Here is a 26,220-nt window from a genome sequence, read left to right as displayed (position 1 = left end):
AAGCAAATTCACAGTGGTTAATTTTCAACCGCAACATAAGGTTGTGGTTCCCGCGAACGTTGGGCAATTTGTTCTCGCCGATATTTTGCAAGTTCGCTGTAAAGCCTCTTGCGAGAGAGATTCACACTTCCAACAGGCTCATGCTCTAGCAGTGTATGCCAAGGGGAAAACAATATACCCTCATCTAAGCGTTTGCGTTCTTCCAAATCAAATGTCTGACTAGGAATGCGGACAGTTGCAACTTTTATAAACGGTGAATCTGCTTCTTGCCATTCCTTAACATGGTCTTCAATTGGCGTTTTGTCATCATCTACATAAAATTGAATTAAAAAGTCAAAAGATGCTTCTCGACCTTCTTCAGTCAAATATTTTACCAGCGTTTCTCGGAGGTAATTTTCTGATTCTGGAAGTGCTTCTGGTGGTTGTTCAGGCTGTTGAGATTTGACGGATAATTTGACAATGCGACTACCAAATTTAAACGGAGCCATACTCCAATATTGAATCAAAAGCGGATTTCCTACCTTCTGGCTGCCAATTTTTTGCAAGATAGCAAAGACATAAGCAAGTTCCTCCAGCCTTTCTGGGCTAAGTTCTCCACTACCTGCTTTGGATAGATCCGCATAATCACGAACATCTTTGGCCAAGAAAGTAGGATAATTGTTGAGTATAAAATCTTGAGTTTTCTCTTCATCATCAAGCACTTTTTGCCCGTCCACATTCATCACCTTAATGGCGATACCGCGAACATCAGGTTGGCTATCGGAGCTAAATTTACCACGTTTTTCAGGCGAACCACCGCTAGAGAACCGAATCCACGCAGGATAGGTTTGGGGCGTTTTGAACAAACCCACTCTCAGGTCTTCAGGAAGATTGGGTTCAATAATAAACTGTCCCCAAAGAAGTCCATGACTTTTGCTATGAATTTGGCGGAGGTCTGGGCCGGTTTTTTGTTGAGCTTGGAGACTACTTGCGATAATCTCGTCGATTATTGCTTCTTGCTCAGTGGTAGATGACGTTGGGTTAGTCATAAAACATTTGATAATGTGTCTTCATTATCCTGAATCCTTCAGCCTTTTTGAGTCAATCCGGTTTCCGTACAAATAGCTTGTAGTGGTTTATCCCAAGGTTCAATAGGTATTTGTCCCAAATAAGCAAACTCAAAGACAATTCCGATAGTCGGCTTCATCTCCCACTGCGGTAAACTGAGCAAGCGATCGTAATATCCGCCCCCATAACCCAAACGATATGCTTGATAGTCGCAAGCTACACTGGGGATAAGAATCAAATCTACTTCGCTAGCATTTAATAGGGGAGCGTCGGGGTAGGGTTCAGTAATGCCATAAGCGCCGTTTTGGAGAGAATCTTTAGGTGTCCAAATATGCCAACACAGGGATTTATCAACGCAGCGAGGAAATCCCCAACGGTATTTGGTGTTTGCAAATAGTGGACTGAGGTCGGGTTCTTGGCGAAAACTGAAATAAGCAAGTATTGTTTTTGCTTGGGTAAATAAAGTAGAGTTTTGTAAATGAGAGCATAAGCGATCGCTTTTTTCTCTCCACTCTCCAACAGACATTGATTGACGTGTTTTAAGTAGAGTGCGGCGTAGTTCTGCTTTATTTAGTTGATGATTAACTTTATTCATAAAAATTTATACAAATAAGCTGGGCATCGCCCAGCTTATACCACCCTACATTTACTAATACATTCGTTATGCAGCGTGTTGACGATACCACTCAATGGTATTCTTTAACCCTTCTTCAAAACTCACTTGAGCCGTAAAATTAAAGGCAACCTTAGCCCGTTCAGTATCTAAACACCGGCGGGGTTGACCATTAGGCTTGTCAGTTTCCCAAACAATTTCACCCTTAAACTCCATCAATTCGCAGATTAGAGTTACTAAATCAAGAATGGAGATTTCATCACCCGTTCCTAAGTTAACTGGTTCCGATTCGTTATAGAATTGAGTCCCCATAACAATCCCCCTCGCTGCATCTTCTGAATACAGAAACTCACGCGTGGGACTGCCATCACCCCAAACTAGGAGTTGCTTTTCTGCTTTGATTTTGGCTTCGTGAACTTTGCGAACTAATGCTGGAATGACGTGAGAACTTCCGGGGTCAAAGTTATCTTCTGGGCCATACAAATTCACTGGCAGTAAGTAAATCCCATTAAAACCGTACTGCTGGCGGTAAGATTGCAATTGAACTAAAAGTGCTTTCTTTGCAATTCCGTAAGGGGCGTTGGTTTCTTCTGGGTAGCCATTCCAAAGGTCATCTTCTTTGAACGGCACTGGGGTGAATTTAGGATAGGCGCAGATTGTGCCAACACAAACAAATTTTTTGACTCCAGCTTGATGGGCAGCGTGAATTAGCTGGGTTCCCATGATCAAATTATCGTAGAACAACTCTGCGGGTTTTTCGCGGTTCAGACCGATGCCACCGACATGAGCTGCTAGGTGAATAATTATGTCTTGCTGGTCAACTGCACGTTGGCTATTTTCCCAAACACGTAGATCGCAATCGCGCGATCGCGGTATTGTAATCTTGTCACGTTCGGCCCCTGCTTTACACAGTTGATCTATCACCTGACGACCTAGAAACCCCGACCCACCAGTGACGAGAATACGTTGATTTTTTAGTTCTAAGGCGGTCATATTTTTATCCTCTGTGGTGCGAATCAGAAGTGCAAAGCGCCCAGTTCTTGACGAACAGTCGCAATGTCGTATGGAAATTGCGAACCATTTCCGTTGGGTGAAGTGTGACCCAATGCTTGTAAGTCTGCTTCTACCATTAGGGAAACTAGTTGTTCAAAGGTTATTGATGGTTTCCAACCCAACTTCTGCTGTGCTTTGGTAGAATCGCCAATCAACAACTCTACCTCAGATGGACGAAGGTAACGCTCATCAAACTCTACATAATCTTCCCAGTTGAGATTCACATAACTAAATGCCAGTTGCAAAAACTCCCGCACCGAGTGGGTTTCACCAGTCGCAATTACGTAATCATCTGGCTGCTCTTTCTGCAACATCAACCACATTGCTTTGACGTAATCTTTTGCATAGCCCCAATCTCGCTTGGAGTCTAGATTACCCATATAAATCTTTTTCTGCTTACCAGCAACAATCCCAGCCACAGCTCTAGTAATTTTGCGGGTTACAAAGGTTTCACCACGGCGGGGTGACTCGTGGTTAAAAAGTATGCCGTTACAAGCAAATAAATCATAAGACTCACGATAATTTATGGTTTGCCAGTGGGCGTAAACTTTTGCACAGGCATAAGGACTACGAGGGTAAAACGGCGTTGTCTCACTTTGAGGTATTGCTTGTACTAAACCGTACATTTCTGAAGAACCCGCTTGGTAAAATCGCACCTGAATTCCGGTACGATGTTGGTAGTCTCGAATTGCTTCCAACAAACGCAATGTACCCATTGCTACAGCATCAACCGTGTATTCTGGTGAGTCAAAGCTGACTCGGACATGAGATTGAGCGCCGAGGTTGTAAATCTCTACTGGCTTAACTTCTTCTAAAATGCGCCGCAACGTCGTACCATCTGTCAAGTCACCATAGTGAAGAAACAACCGCACTCCCTCTTTGTGGGGGTCTTCGTAAATGTGATCGATGCGGTCTGTATTGAAGGTAGAAGTCCGGCGAATGATGCCATGAACCTCATAACCTTGTTCCAACAAAAATTCACTTAGATATGAACCATCTTGTCCAGTAATACCAGTAATCAACGCTCGCTTCTGTTGCGTCATGCTCAATTATCCCTTATTGCTTTGATTAAAAAGTTACAGGCAATATGATACAACCTAGCAACTAATTGCTGAATTGCCTAATGGGAAACCTACGAGTTCTTGTTGTTATAAGACTTTTTCCCTAAATAAATATACTTAGTAAAAAGGAATTTAATAATGTCAGCCTAACCTTCAATAGCTCAAGATTGTTAAAATATGTATACTTTTTTATACTAAGTAAAACAAGATTCTTTTTGTGTATGTTGTTTTTTGTCAAAACTTCATATCTCTCTGGTTTTGTAAAGACTTAATAAAATAGGTATTTAAAATTAGACTTCGGGCAAAAATCTCAATCAGGGCAAAATGAACTACAGGTAGACGCTCAGATCATTCTAAGCTACGTAGAAAGACACAAATATAGACAATTAGATAGAACAGTCGTTTAGTCTTAGGGGCATTAACTGCCCCACAGAATCGACCCTAAGTAGTTACTCAGTATGCCCCGTTATTTTTGGGTAAAATTACCACATCAACAGTTTTCAAGATGATCCATAAATCAAGCCAGAAATTCCTAAATTTGACATAATGCAGGTCTATTTGGACTCGCCGAGGGTAGGGAATGTCATTACGGCCAGATACCTGCCACAAACCAGTAATTCCTGGGCGGATTGTTAAAATCTCGTCAATGTGACAACCGTATTTTGGCAGTTCTTCTGCTACCAAGGGTCGGGGGCCGACTACACTCATGTCCCCTTTCAAAACGTTCCAGAACTGGGGAAATTCATCTAAGCTAGTAATTCGCAAAAATCGACCAATTTTGGTAATCCGGGGGTCTTGTTTCAGCTTAAAACTGCTCTCAAATTCTTGTCGCAGTTCGGGCGATGTTTCCATCATTTGCATGAGGATTTCGTCCGCATTGCTTACCATTGTTCGGAATTTAATACAATTAAACGCTTTGTAATTTTTCCCTACCCGTTCCTGGATGTAAAAAATTGGGCCTTCTGAGCTAAAGGCAATCAGCAAGGTCAAAATTAAGTAGACGGGGAAGAACAAAATTAACACCGACAGCGAAAACACTATATCGAACAGTCGTTTGGCAAACTCTCCGTTTAAACCCTGAAAAGGTAAACCTTTGGGCTTAACTCTTGGCGTCTTTGTTTTTTGACCGCGTTTTAAGAAAGTACGCGTAGACGCTCTAGTGTCTTGCCGTACGCCCCGCTTGCCGGAGAGGAGTGAGCTCTGGGCAGTCATCATACTCCTTAATAATCCACACCACACATAGTCCCAATATTAAAGCGAAAATGAGATGCTTCTGGGGGAAAATTGCCAAAAGCCTAAAAAATAACTAGATTAACCAAGACCATCATTGCAAAAATGGTCTTTTTTCGTTGCACTTGTTTACAAAATCTAGATAACGATCTGCAAAAATTTGCGGTGAAAACTGCGCGGCGTGCGATCGCATATACTCGGAACTGAACGAACTCTCATACACTTCAAACTTTTCTACTGCCTCCACTAAAGCCGCCTCTGTTTGCGTCTTGAAAAATATACCTGTCCCTGTATCCACACAAGAGCGGATATCTCGCACTGTTTCTAGGGCACCCCCGGCACCGTAGGCAATCACCGGCGTACCGCAGGCTTGTGCTTCTACTAAGGCAATACCAAAATCTTCACAAGCTGCATACACAAATGCCTTGGCCTTAGACATATATTTTTTTACCACATTATCGGGTTGCCATCCCAGTATTTGGATATTGGAGTTTGCCATCTCGCGAATCTTGTTCATTTCATCTCCTGTACCAATGACTACTAATGGTCGTTTTAGTTGATTAAAAGCCTTGACAATCAACGATATTTGCTTATAACTCACTAACCGAGAAACTGTCAGGTAAAAGTCCTCTTTCTGAGACAGAAATGGAAATTCCGCAATATTCACGGGTGGGTAAATGACTGTTGCTTCTCGCCGATAGCAACGCCAAATCCGCCGAGCTGTGTGCTGTGAGTTGGCAATGAAGTAATCAACGCGATTGGCACTCAATACATCCCACTGGCGCAAACGATGTAATAAATATCGTGTCACCCACCCAGGTAAGCCACTACCTAGTTTGCTATGGCGCAGATAATCAAAAGTCAAGTCCCAGGCATAACGCATAGGGCTGTGACAGTAGCAAATATGCATCTGTTCGGGAGTGGTAAGGATTCCTTTGGCAACAGCGTGAGATGAAGACAGAATTACATCATAATGCCGCAAATCAAGTTGTTCAATTGCCAAAGGCCACAAAGGCAAGTACTTTTGTATACCGTTTTGGGCATAGGGAAAGTTCTGGAGAAACGTCTTGCCAATTTGACGCTTGTATAAATAACTTTCTCTATTGCTCGATTCAAAATCTATGAGGGCATACAAATCAGCATCAATGTGATTCAGAATTTCTCGGACAACGAGTTCTGAACCACCGGTGGCTTTGGGGGTTAGCCACTCATGAACTAGAGCATATTTCAAGGGCACAGCTAACTTGAATAAATGGAAAATACTTAGACAATTTGATGACGTTAACTGAAAAGTTTCCCCTTGTGATTAATTAATGGGAAGCGCCCCAGATTAGCACATAAGACGGAATCTTTATTTCAGAGGTTCCAGATGGATGCTGCAACCTGATAATCTCAGATTGGGGCATTGGGCATTGGGCATTGGGGAATGGGGATTGGGGATTGGGTATGAAGCATGAGGCATTGGGCATGAGGCATTGGGTATGGGTTATTCTCCTTGTCCTCCTTGTCTCCCCAATCCCCGGTCTCTAGTCTCTAGTCACCAGTCCCCAGTCCCCAATCCCTAGTCCCCACTCCCTTGACGACAACTGATATATAAAGGGTGAATTTATGCGAATTCTAATTATGGGTGGTACTCGGTTCATTGGTGTCTATTTGACTCAATTACTAGTGGAACAAGGGCACGAGGTAGTACTGTTCAATCGTGGGAATCGGCCAGTACCTTCTTTACAGGGAGTAGGACAAATTATAGGCGATCGCACTGATGCTACTCAATTAAAAGCAAAGTTATCACAAGAAAACTTTGATGTCATTTTTGACAATAACGGGCGGGAACTTACTGATACTCAACCACTAGCAGAGATTTTTCAAGACCGAGTGCAACATTTTGTATACATGAGTTCTGCGGGAGTGTATCTCAAATCCGATCAGTTGCCCCACATAGAAGGCGATGCTGTAGATCCCAAAAGTCGCCATAAGGGTAAACATGAAACAGAAGCTTATCTGACTCAATTGGGATTACCTTTCACCTCTATTCGTCCTACTTATATTTACGGGCCTCGTAATTATAATGAGTTGGAAGGCTGGTTTTTTGACAGAATTGTGCGCGATCGCCCCATTCCTATCCCCGGAAATGGCTTGCATATCACCCAGCTAGGTCATGTAAAAGACTTAGCACTAGCAATGACTCAGGTTTTGGGCAACAAACAAGCCATAGGACAGATTTATAATATCTCTGGCGATCGCTTTGTCACTTTTGATGGTTTAGCCCGTGCTAGCGCTGTAGCGGCTGGTAAATCACCTGATGCTGTAAAAATCGTCCATTACGACCCGAAAAAGTTTGATTTCGGCAAACGCAAAGCTTTTCCGATGCGGGTGCAGCATTTCTTTGCTTCGGTGAATAAAGCGCAAACAGAATTAAACTGGCATCCTGAATATGATTTGATTTCTGGGTTACAAGACTCTCTGGAAAATGACTATTTGGCTAATGCAAAAGATAAAGCTGATGTTGATTTCTCTGTAGATGAGGAGATTTTGCAAGCGTTGTCAACTTAGATCGAGGGCGAATTAGAATAATGCCTCCGGCACGCCAGGGGCGAACGCGGCTACACAGGCAAAGTCCGCCTTTGCGGACTAAGGTCAAATTAAGGGTTTGAAACCCAGGTCGGTGGGTTTTGTTTGTGTAAACGCGGTTTATAACCGCCCGTTTCACGTTAAGTTGACTGATGCTTTTCGCATATTTCATAACTCATCAGGGTTAACGCCTAACTCTCGCAGTTGTGCTGCTAATCTGTTAGCACGTTGACTTTCTCGTTCTAGTTTTTCTAGCGGCGTGGGAAGCCAATTCCCGGATGCATCATACCAACGTAGCCACAATCGCTCAATTCCTTGGTAAGAACCTTGCCAAAGTCCTAAGCCCAGTTCCAAACCTGGCATCCACACCCGTGGGGTACTCAAGTCCAATTCGTTGTAACGATCTGCAACTAATTGGAATACTTGCAGTTTGTCAGTGTAGCGGTCAAAGACAATGTAGTAAGGAACTCGCAAAATCCGCTCATAAACTTCCCATTTGGTTGGCGGTTGGTTAATCTCCCGTAGAGTTTGTCCTAAGTCTTCTTTTTCAGTGCCAGGAGAAAGAAATTCTACCACTACAAAAGGAGCGACCCCTTCTTGCCAGATGACATAACTTAGACGCAAGTTTTGCTGTTCGTAGAGACGCGAAACTCCCACGGCAGCAAACCAGTCCGGGCGTTTTACCACAGTGTATGCCGGAGGTCATAATAAAGGTTTAAGTCACTGGCAACAAATACTTCCTCTGCTGGATAGTTAGGTGGACAGAAGGTTTCGCGCAGAAGTTGGGGCTGAAAAAGGTGAAATTCGTCAGGTAAACCAGAGTCCTCCGGGTATTCACTGGGAAGATCATACATGGTTGGTAGGACTTCTCTGGGAGACAGAGGCGGGTCTGTTTGGTACATAAGGAGAATCTTGACCGACTAACTTTAAGTTAACGGATCGTGGTAAAGGTTTGGCGAAAATCAAAATCAAAAATATTTTCTTCTACTTGGGAAAGACGCATTAACAATTCAAAATTCAAAATTCAAAATTAAAGACATTTTCAGTCGGGGTTTAAATCCCCGTCTGAAAATGATGCTACCTGTAGAGGTAGGGGTCTTAAACCCTTTGATTTACGATAAATTGAGTTTGTAGTTTTTACTGAAATAGGAATGAAAATTTTCTCTATTAGTTAGGCAAACCTTTTTTAGAATTGCTTGAAGGCTACTAAAACTAGTTTCTGTAAATGCTGTTGTTGGTTTATAAAATGAGCCAGGTTGTGCAATATCCACTCCACAATGTTCTAGAAGCCCGTGCGCGTTTAGGTGAAAGCCCCATCTGGGATTCTACCCAAAACGTAATTTACTGGATCGATATTTACAACCATCGGGTACATCAGTTCAATCCTGCTATGGGGAAAGACTTGTTTTTTGATGTGGGAGATGTGGTAGGTGCGATCGCAATAGCAGGTAAAGATAGATTAATTATGGCACTGCGTCATCACTTGGCATTCCTCAATACCCAGACAGGTGAAGTTACTCCTATTTTGGAAATTGAAGGAAATCTGTCAGATAACCGTCTGAATGATGGCAAATGTGACTCTCAAGGGCGTTTTTGGATCGGCTCAATGTGTTCTTTGGAAAAACCCCAGGCTAGCCTTTATCGCTACGATCGTGACGGTTCATTACATATCATTGAAACAGGATTGACGATCTCTAATGGTCTGGGTTGGAGTCCCGATCAAAAAACTTTTTATTTGAGTGATTCTCCTCACAAAAAGATATATGCTTACGACTTTGACTTAGTAACAGGTAATATTACTAATCGCCGGATTTTTGTTGATTTAAGTCATGAATCTTTCTACCCAGATGGGTTGACGATAGATAGTCAAGGAAATATTTGGTCAGCGATGTGGGATGGTTGGTGTGTAATTCGTTTCAACCCCAAGGGTGAAGAGATATTGCGGATAAAACTACCTGTGCAATTGCCAACCAGTTGCACCTTTGGCGGCGAAGATTTGCAAACACTCTACATTACCACTGCTTCAGTTGGACTCAGCCAAGGGGAGATTGAAAAAAGTTTTTACTCAGGTGATTTATTTGCTCTCAAAACTGATGTTACCGGCTTACCTAGCTATGATTTTGAGAAATAAAGTAGTAGCTGTGTCAACGTGAGGCGCTAAATTGCCTCTCATCTTTGTTCAACTCGACTCTTTATTTGTTTGCGAATTCTAAAAATTCCGAGTTTTGAACTTTTGATCTTGAAGTTCCAAGTTCAGAGGTGCAACTTCCGAGTTCAAAGGTGCAACTTCCGAGTTCAAAGGTGCAACTTCCGAGTTCAGAGGTGCAATTTCCGAGTTCAGAGGTGCAATTTCCGAGTTCAGAGGTGCAACTTCCGAGTTCAGAGGTGCAACTTCCGAGTTCAGAGGTGCAACTTCCGAGTTCAGAGGCTCAACTTCCGAGTTCAGAGGCTCAACTTCCGAGTTCAGAGGTGCAACTTCCGAGTTCAGAGGCTCAACTTTCGAGTTTAAAGAGACTTCCAAATAAAAAAACATCAGTCCCGTGGAGCTTTTTTGGTTTCACTTTGTACTTAACGGCAAAAGATAAATACCCCCAGAGATTAAAGTCAAGGCGACGGAAATCCAAAAGGCAATTAGAGAGGGAGTTTGCCAGACTTCAGGTAGGGGTGCAATCAGAAGTGCGATCGCGACTATTTGACTAACCGTTTTGAGTTTACCCCAAATGTTCGCCCCGGTAATTGTCGTTTGATTCACCCGCCAACCAGCGATCGCTAATTCCCGCGCTAAAATTAAAAACACTCCCCAAGCCGGCACTTTTCCAAGTTCAATAAAAACCAGCAACGGCGCAAGTACCAGAAATTTATCCACTAAGGGATCAAGAAACTTACCCAAGTCAGTAATTTGGTTGAGTTTCCGCGCTAAATAGCCATCTAACCAATCAGTTAACGCCGCAATGATAAAAATTGTTAAACATATCCATCTAGCTTGAGGTGTAGGATTATATAAACCGTAAAGCAAAAATGGCACACCCAGAAGGCGAGAGAAGGTAATCCAGTTGGGTAGGGTCATGGAAAATTAAAAATTAACGAGTGTAAAGCAACAAGCAGCCAAGCAAATATGCAAAATATATGCAGATTAGTGTATCTGAGTGTGCCTGCGTGGGAAAATCTGTTTTCTGTAGCTCTCCTAAAACAATACTATGACTGAACACCCAGACTCTCAATTCCGCATCGAACGCGATTCGATGGGCGATCGCCAAATTTCTAGTAGCCTTTATTACGGCATTCAAACGCTACGGGCGCTCGAAAACTTCCCCATTAGCGGCATCAAGCCTTTAGCTACTTACGTAAATGCTGGATTGATAATTAAAAAAGCTACAGCAATTGTCAATGGAGAACTGAATTGCATTCCTCAAGATATTAGTCAGGCGATTGTCCAAGCAACTGATGAAATTTTAGCTGGGAAGTTCCGGGATCAATTTGTCGTGGATGTTTATCAGGCGGGTGCGGGAACATCCCACCACATGAATATCAACGAAGTTCTCGCAAATCGCGCCTTAGAAATTCTGGGTGAAGAAAAGGGCAATTACAAACGTGTTAGTCCTAACGATCACGTTAATTATGGGCAGTCTACCAATGATGTGATTCCTACCGCAATTCGCATTGGTGGATTATTGGCATTATCCAAGATATTACACCCAGCAATAGATGGTGCGATCGCATCTTTAGAAAACAAAGCTGTAGAATTTCAAGATATCGTCAAATCTGGCAGAACCCACTTACAAGACGCTGTACCTGTGCGTTTGGGTGAAAATTTTCGGGCTTGGGCGCAAATTCTGACAGAACACCAAAACCGGATTTACACCGCCTCTGGAGATTTGATGGTGCTGGGTTTGGGAGGTAGTGCAGCTGGAACGGGGTTAAATACTCATCCTCTGTATCGCGCCCGTGTGGTGGAAGTTCTCTCAGAATTGATTGATACTCCTTTAGAACCTGCACCGCATCTCATGGCAGCCATGCAGAGTATGGCACCATTTGTAAATGTTTCTGGTGCTTTACGCAACTTAGCGCAGGATTTAGTCAAAATATCTCACGATTTGCGGTTGATGGATTCGGGGCCAAAAACTGGTTTGAAAGAAATTCAATTGCCTCCAGTACAACCCGGTTCCTCAATTATGCCAGGGAAATATAACCCAGTGATGGCAGAGATGACATCAATGGTGTGTTTTCAGGTAATGGGTTACGACAGTGCGATCGCATTAGCCGCACAAGCCGGACAATTAGAATTAAATGTGATGATGCCACTGATTGCCTATAACCTAATTCACAGTATCGAAATTCTCGGTAATACCATCGCCGCACTCACCGAACGCTGCATTGAGGGAATTACTGCTAACCAAGAACGTTGTTTAGCTTATGCCGAAGGCAGTTTAGCTTTAGTAACCGCACTAAATACCCACATTGGTTATTTAAATGCCGCAGCTGTAGCTAAAGAATCTTTAGAAACTGGTAAATCCCTGCGCCAGATTGTCCTAGAACGAGGATTGATGAGCGAAACAGACTTAGCCACAGTGTTAAATCTAGAACAAATGAGTGGTATATTACCGCTCAAAACAGAATAATAGTTTATGGGGCATTGGGCATGGGGTATGGGTTATTCTCCCCTTATCCCCTTGTCTTTTTCTTCAATTTTGAATTTTGAATTTTGAATTTTGAATTGATTTCTCCCCACTCCCTCTATCCCCCATCTATCCATGCAGACTCAAAAACCATCTGTTAGTCTCATTCGGGCTACATCTTACGAACGAGAAGCCTTACGGGAATCCTTAGTCATTCTCCTGGAACCGTTTGGAGGAATGGCAGCGTTTGTGAAAAAAGGCGATCGCGTTTTACTAAAACCTAATCTACTTACAGGTACGCGTCCTGGTAAAGAGTGTATCACCCGTGCCGAACTAGTTTACCAAGTTGCCCAGATGGTAATTGAGGTTGGCGGTAAACCATTCTTGGGCGATAGTCCCGCTTTTGGCAGTGCCAAGGGCGTAGCAGTGGCAAACGGCTATCTGCCTATTTTAGAAGAACTCAATCTTCCCATTATCGATTTTCACGGTCAGCGTTACCAAACCATTAGTGACAATTTTAACCATCTGCGGCTGTCCAAGGAAGCAATGGAAGCAGATGTAGTAATTAACCTACCAAAAGTGAAATCTCATGCTCAATTGACATTAACGCTGGGTGTAAAAAACTTATTTGGTTGCGTTCCCGGCAAAATGAAAGCTTGGTGGCACATGGAAGCGGGAAAAGACGCGAACAGATTTGGTGAAATGTTAGTAGAAACTGCCAGAGCAATTAACCCTAACTTAACCATACTAGATGGCATCATCGGTCATGAAGGAAATGGCCCCAGCAACGGGGAACCTCGCCAACTGGGAATTTTAGCAGCCGCATCAGATATATTTGCCTTAGATCGGGCAATGGTAGAAATTCTCAATGTTCCTCCTGAACAAGTGCCTACAGTTGCAGCTTCCCAAAGACTAGGAGTTTGTCCAGAACTTGCTGACATTGAGTTTCCGCATTTAAATCCTGACTTATTAAAAATAGAAGATTGGCGACTACCAGATAAGTTGATGCCCATCGATTTTGGTATGCCCCGCGTAATTAAGTCTACGTTTAAGCATCTTTACACCCGATTTATTAAGGAACCAATGAGTGTTTATGCAAGGGAGTAGGGAGTAGGGGAGATGAGGGGAACAAGGGGATATAGTATTAGATATCTCCAGAAATTAAATATGCGTTACCCATAACCCTTGTAGAGACGTAGCAGTGCTACGTCAAAACAATTCTTTTTCGGAGATGTATATTAGAGCAATTTTTGAAACTTCCCTATATCCCGTACATCTCTGCGTTCATTACATCAAAATCAAGCGCAGAGGATCTAAACGCACATACCAAGGAAAAGCTTGATCTTTCATCGTCGCCCATTTTTCTTTGAAGACTTCAGCTTGCAAATGGTAATCTTGAGAATTCTTGCCAGCCGAATGTAATTTCAGAAACAATGTCATTCGATGGGGTGTTTCACTTGTTCCTACTACCCAGCAGGGAAAGGTATTTTCCTGTGATGAGTCGTTGGGAAATATGAACTGATGGGCACGAATGCCGACGTGGGATAATTCGGTCTTAACTGGTTCAATTACTTTCAGAGTACAACCCCAATCAATCGCTTCTACCTGTTGCGATGACTGAAGAACAGCACGGGAGAAGTTTTTACATCCGGTAAGTTGGGCGACACTCACAGTAGCAGGATGCTCGAAAATATCATATTTGCTACCATAATGAACCGCTCTACCATGCTCCAAAACCAATAGATTCGGGCAAATTCGATAAGCTTCTTCCATATTATGGGTAACAAATAGAGTCACACCTTGGTAGTCACCAAGAGTTTCTGTCATTTGCTGCTCTAATTGACTACGCAGATGGGTGTCAAGTGCCGAAAACGGTTCATCTAAAAGTAATGCTTCTGGTTGACTTGCCAATGCTCTTGCTAAGGCTACCCGTTGTTGTTGTCCCCCTGAAAGTTGGTGCGGATAGCGATCGCCTAATCCCTGCAACTGCATTGCTATTAATTGCTCCTCTACCTGTACTCTAATACTCCCAGCAGATAGTTTTTTGGGTAAACCGAAAGCAATATTTTGCGCCACACTCATGTGCGGAAACAGGGCGTAATTCTGCACTAAAAAACCGATGCGGCGATCGCGGCTGGGTAAATTAATTCCTTGTTCCGAGTCAAACAGAACTCTGCCATTTAAAACTATGCGCCCTCTTGTGGGCGTTTCTATCCCCGCAAGACAGCGTAAAATCATGCTCTTACCCGCCCCCGAACCCCCCAATAAGCCCAAGGGTTGCTCATCAGTACTGAAAGCAACTTTTAAATCAAAGCTAGGAAGTATTTTTTCAATGTTGACTAACAATCCCCCAGATTCAAAGCGAGATTGCGGAGTATAAAGAATTTCTCCCCCTGCTCCCCGCTCCCTGCCCCCTGCTTCGCCTGCTCCCCTCCTCTTTTCCCTCAATTCTTGCCAAAAGTTGACTGCAATAATTCCAGATAGAGAAATCACCATAATAGCGATCGCCCAAAACCAAGCTTCGTTCATTGCTCCCGCTTCCACAGCAAAATAAATCGCCATTGGGATTGTCTGAGTTTGTCCGGGAATATTACCAGCTAGCATCAGCGTCGCCCCAAATTCTCCTAAAGCACGGGCAAAAGCCAGCATTGTGGCGGCGACAATGCCGGGTAGTGCTAGGGGTAAACTGATGCGGCAAAAGATTGTGGCTTCAGTTGCACCAAGGGTTCTGGCTACTCGCAGCAAGTTGCTATCTATTTGTTCAAAGGCTCCCAGTGCAGTTTTATACATTAAAGGGAAAGAAACTACTGTGGCTGCGATCGCTGCACCATACCAAGTAAAAACGATGGTAAAGTCAAAAGCCCCCATGAGTTTCCCTACAGGGCCATTTTTCCCAAAAAATAGCAGCAACAAGAACCCAACAACCGTAGGCGGTAAAATTAGAGGCGCAATAAAGATACCCTCAATCAACGATTTACCTTTGCCACGATATCCCAGCATCCAGTAGGCAGCAGCAATACCGAAGAAGAAGGTGATAAATGTGGCAAGGAATGAAGTTTTGAGTGATATCCAAAGAGGCGAGAAATCCAATGGCATAGTTGTCTGGGGAAGAATTAGCTCAACTAATCCCTAATTTACCAACTTTAATCTGAAAAATTTAGTAAAAGTTGGTAAATTACCTAACAAATATCGCAATCCTGAATCATTCATAAGAAACAAGATCCCCAACAACTTTTACGAAGTCGGGGATCTGGGGCTTGCAATTCTCTCAAATCAAATAGGATTGCTATATATTTTGGCTAGTGACAGTAATTAGTCCAGTTGACTGCTGTAGGCACTAAAACCATAAGCCAAAGTTTCTTTTAAATTACCTGATGGCTTGAGACTTCTGTTGATAGCATTAGCAAACGGTACTGGGATTCCTTTAATGGTTTCCGGCAAAATTGCATATTCTTCTGTTGGCTCGACAATGTATTGGGGACACTTCGCTTTCATCCCAGCAGTCGCTAACATTTCTTCTATTTCAGCAGCTGAATATTGCTTGAGATAAACTGGATTTCTCACAAATGGGTTCAGCCTTCTGATAAAATTATGGATAATATGAGAAGGACAAGACTTGTTGTGAAAGGAATGATTAAAAACAAAAATCCCACCAGGTTTTAGCACACGAGATATATCAGCCAACAAATTTCTTAATTGTGCATCAGGGATATGCATAAAGACACAGTTAGAAATTACTAAATCTATAGAATTATCTTCTAAAGGCAATATTTCAGCAGAAGTGCAAATCAAGTTAAATTCAGCTTCTGGGAAAAAATTATATTCTTGTTTAACCTTGATTAACCGCCGTAATAAAGGCTCAGAAATATCAATGCCATAATATTTATCGCATCTCAGATTTTTTGCTTTAGAAAGATGCAAAGGTGCGCGACCATAACCAGAACCAATTTCCAGAATAGAACCGACAGATTTATTCAACGGAAATTTGTTCCAAGTACCTCCAGGCGTTCCAGTTAGCAGAGTGTAATCTTGTTTAATGGGCGATGCATCTGTAATTTTTTCGATTTTTTGGGAACCATAATAGGTTTTACCAATTGCATCCCATGTTTTTTTATGTTGAGTATTATTCAATTGTTCATAGTCGCTAGGAAAATAAATCCCATCTCGTAATTCAAAGTCATTTAAACTGAATTTTACATTTGCTAATTGAGACATTATGATTATTCCTCATGAATAGTTTAAGTCTGTTTTCTGTTATACTCTTAACTCAGCATTAACCGCAAGTGATTTTTACTGAACTGCTTACGGGAAGCTTTTTTTTAAAGTCTATAGCTGTTTTAAATTCGATGGGATGCGACAGATTTGCTACCAAAGCGCCTATTGCATCCAAAGGAAAACCGCTATAATAACAACCCGTCGCCTGATTAGAACCCAAGTTCGTATACATTAGTTGATGGACTGCAACAATTGGAGGCTGTGATGGTAGAAGAGTCACAACAAAAACGGGTAGTAGTTGTAGGTGCTGGTTGGGCTGGTTTAGGAGCAACCTACCATTTGGCAAAACAAGGTTATGACGTTACCCTTCTAGAAGCAGGCCCCTATCCCGGTGGATTGGTGGCAGGTTGGCAAACAGCCGCCGGAAAATCTGTAGAAGCTGGAATTCATGGCTTTTGGTATCCTTACAGAAATATTTTTTCCCTAATCAATGAATTAGGAATTAATCCTTTTACTACTTGGACTCGTTCTTCGCAATATTCGCCAGCAGGTTTGGAAGTTGAATCACCAATTTTTCAAGACTTACCGCGACTCCCCTCGCCACTGGGAACTTTTCTCTACACTCAGTTTAAGCGGCTACCACTAATTGACCGTCTTAGCGCCCTCCCTCTACTTTATGCTGTTGTTGATTTTAACAATTCTGATGCAGCTTGGCGGCGCTATGATTTTGTCAGCGCCCGTGAATTGTTCAAAGATTTTAACGTTTCTGCACGGCTTTACCGTGAGGCTTTTGAACCGATGTTATTAGTGGGTTTATTTGCCCCTGGTGAACAATGTTCAGCCGCCGCCACTTTAGGGATGCTTTACTTTTTTATTCTGGCTCATCAACCGGATTTTGATGTAGTTTGGTGTCGGGGAACTGTCGGCGAAAAGATATTTCGTCCTTGGGTGGAACGTATTGAAAAAGCTGGTGTGCGAGTGTTACCCAAGCGTCGGGTTACAGATTTAATTGTTGATAGTAATCATCGAGCCAAGGGTGTGGTTTGCGGTGATGAAGTAATTGAAGCAGATGCCGTGATTTTTGCGGTTGGAGTTACGGGGATGAAGAAAATTGTCTCAACTAGTCCTATTTTGCAAAGCCGTGAAGAATTTCGTAATTTGAGCAATTTAGGAGCAATTGATGTTTTAGCAACGCGGCTATGGTTTGACCGCAAAATTGATATTCCTCGTCCTTCTAATGCTTGTTTTGGATTCGATACAAGTACAGGTTGGACGTTTTTTGATTTGAATGCTCTACATGATGAATATCGAGATGAGCCGGGAACGGTGATTGAAGCTGATTTCTATCACGCCAATCAGCTCCTCAGCTTGAGTGATGAGGAAATTTTAGCAATCGTTCAGGGTTATTTAGCAACTTGTGTACCAGCGTTTCGAGAAGCAAAGATAATTGATAGCAGTGTAATTCGGCTGCCTCAGGCGGTGACTCACTTTGCACCTGGTAGCTATCGTTATATGTTGCCCGCTAAGACAAGTTTTGAAAATGTGTTTATGAGTGGAGATTGGATTGTGAACCGTCATGGTTCCTGGTCGCAGGAAAAGGCTTATGTTACTGGTTTGGAGGCGGCGAATTTGGTGGTGTCTTATTTGGGAGAAGGTCAGCCATCTGAGATTTTAGCCGTAGAAGAGGATGAAGTGCATATCCAAGTGGCGCGATCGCTCAACCAAACTTGGCGTGACTTGGGCCAATCTATCCTACCTGACTTTTGGCTACCCTAATTTGCGTATATTTATCGCAAATCGAGTCAATCATTAATTGTAATCTAAATTCGGTAAGCTAAAGAAAGCGATCGCAATACTATCCTTATAATGTAATGTAAATCAAATCACATAAGCTTATGGAGCCAGACTCTTTACCAACCGAGGTGATTCTGACACATCCGCGTGAGTCACTCGGCAAAGTGCAACTTGATTGGACACCCCAACCCGGAAATTATCTCGATTTTGAAGGTAAAACTTATGCGGTTTTAGAGCGCCGACATAGATATCAACTTTACGGCGGGCGCTACCGCTTGCATAATATTGCCATTTACGTGCAGTCTGCTAAACGACCATCTGAGAAAAGTTTGGTAGGGGGACGTTGGGTAATCGGTGATGCTACCTGCTGCTACAATGCTCATTCAGAACTCATTCGCTGTGCAGTCAACCCAGATGGCCCCTGCGAATCTTGCCGTTTTTATGAAAAGTCAGAAGCCGTTTAATTTTGGATTTTAGATTTTAGATTTTAGATTTTTCCTTCAATCCAAAATCTAAAATTGAAAGTAATTTAATTTTGAATTTTTCCTTTAATCCAAAATCCAAAATCCAAAATCTAAAATTGAACTAACTTCCCGCACCAAAAACTTCTCCCACAGTTAAGCGAGTACCATTAACAAAATCCCATCCCGACTGGGGACGTTTACCAGCTAGCTGAACCTCTCGCAACAGCAACAAACCTTCCCCAGTTTGAACGATCGCCCCAATTCCTTTAACAATGTTCACTACAACTCCCGGTCTGTCTGATATATTTGACAAATCAGGCAACTTATGAGCTAATTCTTGTAATTCTGGTGGTAGATCGCGTAGACGCGGAGCGGCTTGTCGCCAGACATCGCTTACAGAACCAAGGGGAGCAGAAGCAGTGATTTTAAACAAGTTTTCACGAAAGGTAGCCGTGCAGTTAGGGTAAAAGCCTCTGATTTGATTATGTAATTGCATCGCGCTTTTTGACCAATCCAAACCATAATCTGGTTTTTGAATCAGAGGTGCATAAGTAGCTGCTAAATTATCTTGGGGAATTGGTTGAATTTCTTGACGTTCCAACTTCAACAGAGTTTCTACCAACAAATCTCCACCAATCGCCGCTAGTCTGTCGGCTAAATCTTGGGAATTATCCAGTAATCCAATGGGTGTAGTGGCTATTTGTAACATTGCGCCAGTATCCATCCCCACATCCATTAACATGGTCGTGATCCCCGTTTCACTCTCTCCGTTGTACAAACACCACTGAATTGGGGCTGCACCGCGATATTTGGGTAAAATCGAGCCATGCACATTAATGCAAGCCAACTTTGGCATCTTCAATATTTTTGACGATAAAATCTGCCCATAAGCGACAACAACAAACACATCTGCATCTAATTGTTTGAGTTGGGTTAAAGTTTCAGTATCTTTTTTCACCCGTTCGGGTTGCCATACTGGTAAATTGTGAGCAGTTGCGATCGCTTTTACTGGTGAGGGCGTAAGTTTATTTCCCCGTTCCCGGCGTTTATCTGGTTGAGTGACAACTGCCAACACCTCAAATTCTGAATGATTCAATAACTTTTCCAAGGTGGGCACAGCAAACTGGGGTGTACCAAAGAATACAATTTTCATTAATAATTAGTTGTTAGTCATTAGTTAATGGTAAATGCGCCCATCATAACTGACAACAAACATTTAAGTTGCAAATTCACCAAGCTAGGATTTAGCAGGCTCCTGTATTCTGGAGGCATGAAGAGCGATACCTACCCACTCACTGACAATAGCCAATAAATAAATTTCTTGGCGGGAGATGGGGCTTGATAGTGTAAATTATTTGTCATCTGTCTATACAGCACTTTGCAAATAAATGAAGTACACATCTTAATCTGATAAATCTTGTGGGGTGGGCATCCTGCCCGCCCTTGTGTACCTCATTCAGATCAAATGTGCTGTAATCTGGTCTTGTTGGAGTCAGAACCTATATGCATTTACTCAAAGTATCAATTTTAACGGTATTGGTAACAACATTTTCATTTGTTCAACAAAGCCGTGCTGACACCATTGCGCCACCAGTTAAGACACAGGTAAAGGAAGTAGCACAGTGGTTCACTGGTTTTTTTGATAATGCCCAACAGGTTACTAATAGCCCTTCTGTACCATTAATTACTATGTCAAATTGTAGTGTGCAACTGGATGATACTAATCCTTTGGCTGACACACAAAACGTTTATCTGGAACAAGATAGCCCAGGTTTTGAACGCCTACGCCTTTATTCTTTTAGTGAAGCAAATTCGGCTGTGAATTTAAGTATTAGCAGCTTTTTGAATGAAAATACTGTACGCGGGTTATGCAATCATTCTCAGTCTACGCGAACTATTAGCATTAACAATGTTCAAAAGAACACTTGTAATCTGCAATTATTTTGGGAGCCGAACAGCTACATTGCAAATAACGCTCCCAATGGCTGTATAACAAGTGATGGCTTCAAAGTGGTTTCCAACGTAACGATTGAGCAGAGTACCATTGACTCCCTAGACAAGATTTTTGATGCTAAAGGTAATTTGCTGATCGCCACACCCATCGAATTCCGTCGAGTTGACTCTGTTCCAGAACCCTCTGTCACATTCGGGTTGCTGGCTTTGGGAATTTGGAGTACAAAAAATGCAATTTCAGATAACCTAAAACAGAAATCAAAAAAGAATAAAACCTCTGTTTAAAGTTAGCAATTTATGCGACAAAGCAATAAAAAACTCTATCCCGCAAGTGGCGTGGAGTTTTTGGGCATGGGACATGGGGAAGAAGTTACCAATGCCCAATTTTTCATGAGCGATCGCACCACTCGGTAGGTGTGAAGCAGCCAGACTTTTATAACCCGCAACTTGGTTTAATATCGGCTGTTTGGTGGTACAATATTTTCGTATTGGTGAAGCCAAAGGCTGCTTGATTAATTTAATATTAATAGTTAAGTTGACAACTGTAACAGCTAGTATCAGCTGCATCTCCCTTTTGTGAACCTAATCGTTTAGTGGTGTCTCGTCACGAGCCACTAGAGCATCTACCGAGTAAATTTTGTTGTGTTCCCGATCATTTTCCCAAAATTGGCTTTGAATAGAGTTGGGTTTTTAGAAAATTGTTGCGTCTTCTAGCTGTTTTTGTAGTTCAGATCGCAATTTTTGACTTTGGGTTGCTGACAGCAATATTTTCTGAGTATGATGTATTATCCGTCCGCTTTCCCAGCTTTTAACTTAACGCCTCACTTTTACCATTATGAGGGTTGGCGCTGTTATATTAGTGTGTTAACTGGCTTCTTTGCTTTGTACTAGCGATCGCTAGTACGATCCCCAATAACCGAGTTATCTCACTTCTGATTGCTAGCGTCATTGCCTTAACTATACCCGGAATCTCCCTTAACCAATACTTGTTTTTGGTGCGGTTGGGTATATCAACAGCAACATTAGATATCGTGTAGTAATTACTGAGTTATCAGCATATTTACTATACTGGCATATTTGTGCAAAAAAACATCCAGTACATGAGGAAGAAAAACCGTAGCTAATGATACTTAATTTTTGTAAAACTCTGCAAACTTTGACGAAATTATTTCGTCAAAGCTTTTAGTTTGTTGTTATACATATAATTACTGCCTGCCCCATTGCTGCTGATGTATTGCTTCTCACATAGCAACCGCCCCTCTAGAGAGTCTACAAATGCTTAAACCCCTTTTGCTGTCAGGATGGTTCCGCGCGCAACCATTTCTCAATTACGTTGTCGTTGTGATACTGATTGCACCCTTGCTTGGGGCATCGGGTCAATCAAACCCAGCAAGATCCGAAGTAGCTAAACTAACTTCGATAACTGGAGAGTCTGACTCTGTATCAAAGGAAATAGCTGTAGTTGCGGAACCTGAGATAGCTGAAACATTAAAAGCAGATCAAATTAACTCGTCAACAGGAAAATTTGACTCTGCGCCAACACACAGTACTGCTGTTCAGGAACCGCAAGTATTACCAGCAGATAAAATTGAGTCTTCGGCTCAAATAGATAGTTCTGTCTCAAGCAGCAATTTAACTGTTCCTGATTCTTTGGCAGCAGTTGAACTTGCACCATTAACAGATGTTCCTATTAGTCAACTTAATTTAGTACAAAAACTCAAAGCTGCTAATGTCAAATCTTTGAAAGGAGAAGAAAATTCTCTCTCTGGAGAAAAGTCTTTTACTAAATCATTGACAGCAACTCAAGTAGCACCAAATTTGAGAGAATCACAACCAACCACAACGAGGGAAATACCTACTGCTGAACCAGTTGATGAGTCCCAAGCAGAACAAATAGATCCCATAGGTAGTCCTCATCCGATTCCTTGGAAATGGATTACAGCTACTCAAGAAGCAATTGCTTCTAACGGTGGTTCAGGAGTGCGTCACTACCGGAGCGTACCCGTGATTTCTCCAGATGGGAAATATGCTGTTTATAGCCGAGTGCAATTAGAGGTAAGACCCCAAATGTACAACAGCCGTGTCACCAGCGTTCTGTTTGTCCAAGATATGCAAACGAAGAAGTTGTGGGTGATGGCTTCGACTACTCCTGTTAGCGATCCTTTATTAAAGGTAAAGGCTGTAAAGGCAACGTCGTCAGAAGAAACTGATACGGACGGTAAAATTGGGGTATTAGTTCCAGTTAGCTGGTCAGAAAAAGGCGATCGCTTCTTAGCACGCAAGTTTCAAGGTATATTTAACACAGGTGATTCTACAGATAGTGCAGTAATTTGGGATCGGCAAAACAATCACGCTAACACGGTTGCTCCGGCTAATGACGAAGAGCATGAAAAAACTGCCGTATTATTAGGCTGGAGTAAAAGCCAACCGGATCATGTGCTGTTCCGTACAGGTGAATTGGGCGACGAAAACTGGCCATTAATGCAAGTTGCTAATGATGGTAAGACTATAACCACAACAGATGAGGATCAGCCGATTACTTTTGGTAAAAAAGTTACAGAAATTTGGGCAGGTCCACAAGTAGCCTACCGATAGATTATAAAAAATCCTACATACTCCCGTTGTCGTCACTGGGAACAACGGGATTTTTTTGGCGTTGCATAAAATAGGGATGATTCTTGTGGGGTGGGGATTTTACCACTAGTACAGCACGGCGTAAATAAACATACCATTTCAAACAGGCACAGGTCTTGATATATGAACCTTTTGACTTCCGCCTTGCGGTACTAGTGTCAACTTAAGCCAAAACCCCTTTAAATAAAACCTAGTTCCACTATTAATATAAAGTTTTATTTAATTTTTTGAAAGTAAAAAAAAACCTTGTATTGTCTAAGAAATAAACGCAAAAGATAATAGGTTGGATTCACATTTTAGATGGCTAATTCACTTATTCCAACATATGTATAAGATTGGACTTCTAAAATATAGAAGCTTCGCAGTTATTCACTTGATCCTAGCAAATTGCTGCAATCCTTGGTTCCTCATTAAGGGATAGTAGCGATTGTAAACGGATACTAGACGATTATCAAGAATGGAGGTAGTCAAGCTATGGCTGATAGTATATCTCGGCGTCATATTTTAACAGTAGGTGGTGGTCTTGTAGTTGGAACTGCGGCTGTAAATGCCCTTTCAATTACGACCAATAATATAGCTCAGGCACAAAATACTAACCCTGAGCTAAAAGATGATAAGGTGATCCTTGTTTATCAGCAGAATGGCACAATTGTCTCTATTACACAGGTGCATACTCCTGATGGTCAAGTTAATGGAAAAGTAGGATGTGTACTAAAGCCTAACGAATTAATCTTGAAATTGACATTAAAAGCATTACCTAATGTTTCTCTAGTAGACATATCTAGAGATTATATTGTAGATACCTCATCCAATACTTTAGTGAGACGGTATCATCTGTGACAGAATCTTGAGCAAGTTTAGGCTTGTCAGATGACATTGTTAAATTCAACTCAGGCGGTAAAATAAGGAAGATTTATTATGGCAGTAGCTACTCAATTCACAGGAACGCTTAACCCTGGTGAAACTAACAGTTGGTTTACTTTTGGTTGGCCCTTAAATTGGTTTATGGATTGGTCTGTGCGTCCTACAAGTCTTAATGGTAAGGTTGAGATAGTATCACTGGAAGTAGAGAACAGTGGTAGTGCATTCACTTATTATCTAACCATTAAGAATACTGGCGCCTTCCCCAGTTCTTTTGAAGCTCTATACAATTATACACAATTTTAAATGGCTCGATCGCGGCATCATGCATCAATAAAAATTGATGTAATGTGGGGTATTTGCCCAAGTTCAGTTGGGGAATTGTGGATAGTATTTCAATTCTTGTTAAAAATTATCATCTTAGGACTTATGCTTCCTACATAAGTGGAGCGGAGCGCAACCCAACATCCTGATATATGTTCTGACTCTTCACGCTATCTGGAAAAACAAACGCTAAACCTAACCCCCAGCCCCCAACCCTTGTAGCTTTGGGGGAGAATTCAAAGCCTCTCTCCAAACCAAGGAGAGAGGCTTTACAGATGCTGTGAAAAGTCAGAGGGGCAATTCATGAATTGCCCATACTAGAAAATCACTCTTTTCGGCTATTGTTTGCGTAAGTCCTAAAAAGACTGTATCCAAGTAAATCTTCAATAATTAGGTTCAACAACAAGACTTGATTTTCTATGAACTTCTATGGTAGCCTGCGTGCAATTAAACTACTAATTATCGATAGATTAGCCGTAGTTGTGATTGCACAATTATTTCTGTTTTCTGGCATTACTAGTAAAGCGAGGCAAAAATGTCTATTCAAAATACAGTATCCAGTTGGGAAGACTTGTTAGAGACTGCTAGAAAAAATACTCCGGCTCGGAGAGTGAAGAGGCCAGGGCAATCTCCTTCTACTGCACCAATCCCCAGCAGTTTACTGAAACTTCCTCAAGATACACAACTGCCAGTCCTCCTTTATCGAGATACTAATTCCTGGTGTCCTTTCTGCGAACGAGTTTGGTTTGCACTAGAAGAAAAGGAAATTCCCTTTGCAACCGAGTTTATCGATCTGAGTAATAAACCCAAATGGTACACCGACCTAGTTCCCACAACCCTTGTCCCGGCGGCAAAAATTGACGGGAAATTAGTATATGAATCCAAAGATATTCTCTTGGCTTTAGAAGAAAAGTTTCCACATCCAGCATTATTGCCTGAAAATTCCGAGGAAAACGCGATCGCTAGACAGTTCCTTGAAGAGGCTGAAACTAACGGTTTTAAAGATATTGCCTACAAATTCCTCAGAGAAGCAACCGCAGATGCTCAGGAGTTAGCAAACTTACAAGCCGCATTTGAGGCGAAATTAGATGAACTTGAGCAAACTTTGGCTAAATATCCCGGAGCATACTTTGTCAGTACATTTAGTCTAGTAGACACTATGTATAGCCCTCATCTGGATAGATTGGCGGCTAATTTACCTGTGTATCGAGGATATCATCTCAAAGGAAATCCCCGCTTTCCTCGCATCAATGCTTGGTTTGAGGCACTTAATCAGCGTCCTGCTTATCATCGGGTGAAGTCAGATAATATTACCAACAATTTACTTTTGCGTCGCAGATGGGGCGCACAACCTATCGGCAATCTCTTACCTCTTGATGCAGCAGATAGTGAGAAAATCCAATATAGAGCAGAAGCAGCTGAGAGACTGAGCGATAATCGTGAAGTTGCGATCGGAGATATTCTAAAAAATTCTGGGGTGCAAGCTTTAGCCGGAAATGGCGATATCTCGGCGATTCAAGAAGCAGTTGATTTTCATCTCAGACTACTAGCAGACTATCTCATTAATGAAAATAACGTCCCATTACCTTGGGGTAGGGTTGGTGGAAAAGAAAATATTGATCCAACCTTAGCTGCTGTTGGAGCCATTACCCTTGCCTATGTGAGAAATCGCATTTGTGCGCCACGAGATATGAGTGCTGGTGCCGCAACAGCATTCCGGGCGGCAGCAGATCAGGTGTTGGCATCTATTTATTAATGATTTGGCTGTTTCTAGAGTGAGCGAA

The 26,220-nt window shown here is 42.2% G+C and carries 23 protein-coding genes and 1 pseudogene; 11 read left to right on the top strand and 13 right to left on the bottom strand.

Going from position 1 to position 26,220, the window contains the following annotated elements; all coding sequences use genetic code 11:
- Window positions 1-17: 17 nt before the first annotated feature.
- The 6 genes from V7K50_RS18645 to V7K50_RS18620 form a co-directional block, all read right to left on the bottom strand.
- On the bottom strand, window positions 18-1,028 hold the full coding sequence (locus V7K50_RS18645) for a catalase family protein (protein ID WP_334962537.1): 1,011 nt from the start codon (window positions 1,026-1,028) through the stop codon (window positions 18-20).
- Window positions 1,029-1,066: 38 nt separating this feature from the next.
- Window positions 1,067-1,642 carry a 5-formyltetrahydrofolate cyclo-ligase gene (locus V7K50_RS18640; RefSeq protein ID WP_334962535.1) on the bottom strand — a complete coding sequence of 192 codons (576 nt, stop codon included), beginning with the start codon at window positions 1,640-1,642 and terminating at the stop codon, window positions 1,067-1,069.
- Window positions 1,643-1,708: 66 nt separating this feature from the next.
- Window positions 1,709-2,653 (bottom strand): GDP-L-fucose synthase family protein, encoded by a 945-nt coding sequence (locus V7K50_RS18635; RefSeq protein WP_334962533.1) that lies wholly within the window; start codon window positions 2,651-2,653, stop codon window positions 1,709-1,711.
- A 23-nt stretch (window positions 2,654-2,676) separates the two neighbouring features.
- A complete protein-coding gene (gene gmd, locus V7K50_RS18630) occupies window positions 2,677-3,756 on the bottom strand; it encodes a GDP-mannose 4,6-dehydratase (RefSeq protein WP_334962531.1) in 1,080 nt (359 codons plus the stop codon).
- A gap of 471 nt (window positions 3,757-4,227) precedes the next feature.
- The gene (locus V7K50_RS18625) at window positions 4,228-4,986 is read right to left on the bottom strand and encodes a sugar transferase (protein WP_334804768.1); all 759 of its coding nucleotides are present in this window, start codon (window positions 4,984-4,986) and stop codon (window positions 4,228-4,230) included.
- Between the two features lie 112 nt (window positions 4,987-5,098).
- A complete protein-coding gene (locus V7K50_RS18620; RefSeq protein ID WP_334962530.1) occupies window positions 5,099-6,241 on the bottom strand; it encodes a glycosyltransferase in 1,143 nt (380 codons plus the stop codon).
- Between the two features lie 371 nt (window positions 6,242-6,612).
- On the opposite strand from V7K50_RS18620, the gene V7K50_RS18615 reads away from it, so the two are divergent.
- Window positions 6,613-7,557, top strand: a complete 945-nt coding sequence (locus V7K50_RS18615; RefSeq protein WP_334962528.1) for an NAD-dependent epimerase/dehydratase family protein — start codon at window positions 6,613-6,615, stop codon at window positions 7,555-7,557.
- A 186-nt stretch (window positions 7,558-7,743) separates the two neighbouring features.
- Here the strand turns inward: V7K50_RS18615 and V7K50_RS18610 are convergent.
- Window positions 7,744-8,477, bottom strand: a pseudogene (locus V7K50_RS18610) (Uma2 family endonuclease).
- A 344-nt stretch (window positions 8,478-8,821) separates the two neighbouring features.
- Between V7K50_RS18610 and V7K50_RS18605 the strand changes: the two are divergent.
- Entirely contained in the window at window positions 8,822-9,706 is an 885-nt protein-coding gene (locus tag V7K50_RS18605) for an SMP-30/gluconolactonase/LRE family protein (protein ID WP_334962526.1), read from the top strand.
- A 78-nt stretch (window positions 9,707-9,784) separates the two neighbouring features.
- Here V7K50_RS18605 and V7K50_RS18600 read toward each other — a convergent pair whose 3' ends face one another.
- Both V7K50_RS18600 and pgsA read right to left on the bottom strand, forming a co-directional pair.
- Window positions 9,785-10,108, bottom strand: coding sequence for a hypothetical protein (locus tag V7K50_RS18600; RefSeq protein ID WP_334962524.1), 324 nt, complete (start codon window positions 10,106-10,108; stop codon window positions 9,785-9,787).
- A gap of 24 nt (window positions 10,109-10,132) precedes the next feature.
- Window positions 10,133-10,642 carry a CDP-diacylglycerol--glycerol-3-phosphate 3-phosphatidyltransferase gene (pgsA, locus tag V7K50_RS18595; RefSeq protein ID WP_334962522.1) on the bottom strand — a complete coding sequence of 170 codons (510 nt, stop codon included), beginning with the start codon at window positions 10,640-10,642 and terminating at the stop codon, window positions 10,133-10,135.
- Between the two features lie 130 nt (window positions 10,643-10,772).
- Here pgsA and V7K50_RS18590 point away from each other — a divergent pair, with 130 nt between their 5' ends.
- Together V7K50_RS18590 and V7K50_RS18585 are read left to right on the top strand one after the other, a co-directional pair.
- Complete coding sequence (locus V7K50_RS18590; protein WP_334962521.1) at window positions 10,773-12,194, top strand: aspartate ammonia-lyase; 1,422 nt, start codon at window positions 10,773-10,775, stop codon at window positions 12,192-12,194.
- A gap of 132 nt (window positions 12,195-12,326) precedes the next feature.
- The gene (locus V7K50_RS18585; RefSeq protein WP_334962519.1) at window positions 12,327-13,298 is read left to right on the top strand and encodes a DUF362 domain-containing protein; all 972 of its coding nucleotides are present in this window, start codon (window positions 12,327-12,329) and stop codon (window positions 13,296-13,298) included.
- 180 nt (window positions 13,299-13,478) lie between these two features.
- Here V7K50_RS18585 and modB read toward each other — a convergent pair whose 3' ends face one another.
- Complete coding sequence (gene modB, locus V7K50_RS18580) at window positions 13,479-15,287, bottom strand: molybdate ABC transporter permease subunit (protein WP_334962517.1); 1,809 nt, start codon at window positions 15,285-15,287, stop codon at window positions 13,479-13,481.
- Between the two features lie 216 nt (window positions 15,288-15,503).
- Window positions 15,504-16,406 carry a class I SAM-dependent methyltransferase gene (locus V7K50_RS18575; protein WP_334962515.1) on the bottom strand — a complete coding sequence of 301 codons (903 nt, stop codon included), beginning with the start codon at window positions 16,404-16,406 and terminating at the stop codon, window positions 15,504-15,506.
- A gap of 264 nt (window positions 16,407-16,670) precedes the next feature.
- On the opposite strand from V7K50_RS18575, the gene V7K50_RS18570 reads away from it, so the two are divergent.
- Both V7K50_RS18570 and V7K50_RS18565 read left to right on the top strand, forming a co-directional pair.
- Entirely contained in the window at window positions 16,671-18,182 is a 1,512-nt protein-coding gene (locus V7K50_RS18570) for a hydroxysqualene dehydroxylase (protein WP_334962513.1), read from the top strand.
- A 119-nt stretch (window positions 18,183-18,301) separates the two neighbouring features.
- Window positions 18,302-18,664, top strand: a complete 363-nt coding sequence (locus tag V7K50_RS18565) for a DUF6464 family protein (RefSeq protein WP_334962511.1) — start codon at window positions 18,302-18,304, stop codon at window positions 18,662-18,664.
- Between the two features lie 121 nt (window positions 18,665-18,785).
- On the opposite strand, the gene fmt is transcribed toward V7K50_RS18565, so the two are convergent.
- The gene (gene fmt, locus V7K50_RS18560; RefSeq protein WP_334962509.1) at window positions 18,786-19,817 is read right to left on the bottom strand and encodes a methionyl-tRNA formyltransferase; all 1,032 of its coding nucleotides are present in this window, start codon (window positions 19,815-19,817) and stop codon (window positions 18,786-18,788) included.
- Window positions 19,818-20,167: 350 nt separating this feature from the next.
- On the opposite strand from fmt, the gene V7K50_RS18555 reads away from it, so the two are divergent.
- The gene (locus tag V7K50_RS18555; RefSeq protein ID WP_334962507.1) at window positions 20,168-20,902 is read left to right on the top strand and encodes a chromophore lyase CpcT/CpeT; all 735 of its coding nucleotides are present in this window, start codon (window positions 20,168-20,170) and stop codon (window positions 20,900-20,902) included.
- Here the strand turns inward: V7K50_RS18555 and V7K50_RS18550 are convergent.
- On the bottom strand, window positions 20,876-21,184 hold the full coding sequence (locus V7K50_RS18550) for a hypothetical protein (protein ID WP_334962505.1): 309 nt from the start codon (window positions 21,182-21,184) through the stop codon (window positions 20,876-20,878). The two genes, V7K50_RS18555 and V7K50_RS18550, sit on opposite strands and share 27 nt — an antisense overlap.
- Window positions 21,185-21,892: 708 nt before the next feature.
- On the opposite strand from V7K50_RS18550, the gene V7K50_RS18545 reads away from it, so the two are divergent.
- From V7K50_RS18545 to V7K50_RS18530, 4 genes are all read left to right on the top strand, one after another.
- Complete coding sequence (locus V7K50_RS18545) at window positions 21,893-23,212, top strand: hypothetical protein (RefSeq protein ID WP_334962503.1); 1,320 nt, start codon at window positions 21,893-21,895, stop codon at window positions 23,210-23,212.
- 513 nt (window positions 23,213-23,725) lie between these two features.
- Complete coding sequence (locus tag V7K50_RS18540) at window positions 23,726-24,091, top strand: hypothetical protein (protein WP_334962501.1); 366 nt, start codon at window positions 23,726-23,728, stop codon at window positions 24,089-24,091.
- A 78-nt stretch (window positions 24,092-24,169) separates the two neighbouring features.
- A complete protein-coding gene (locus tag V7K50_RS18535) occupies window positions 24,170-24,418 on the top strand; it encodes a hypothetical protein (RefSeq protein WP_334962499.1) in 249 nt (82 codons plus the stop codon).
- A 553-nt stretch (window positions 24,419-24,971) separates the two neighbouring features.
- Window positions 24,972-26,192, top strand: a complete 1,221-nt coding sequence (locus V7K50_RS18530; protein ID WP_334962497.1) for a glutathione S-transferase family protein — start codon at window positions 24,972-24,974, stop codon at window positions 26,190-26,192.
- The last annotated feature ends 28 nt before the right edge of the window (window positions 26,193-26,220 follow it).

This window comes from Nostoc sp. (assembly GCF_036917135.1).
In the GTDB taxonomy this organism is placed as follows: domain Bacteria; phylum Cyanobacteriota; class Cyanobacteriia; order Cyanobacteriales; family Nostocaceae; genus Nostoc.
Note: the sequence above shows the minus strand (reverse complement) of the source record. Positions and strands in the feature narration are given on the sequence as shown.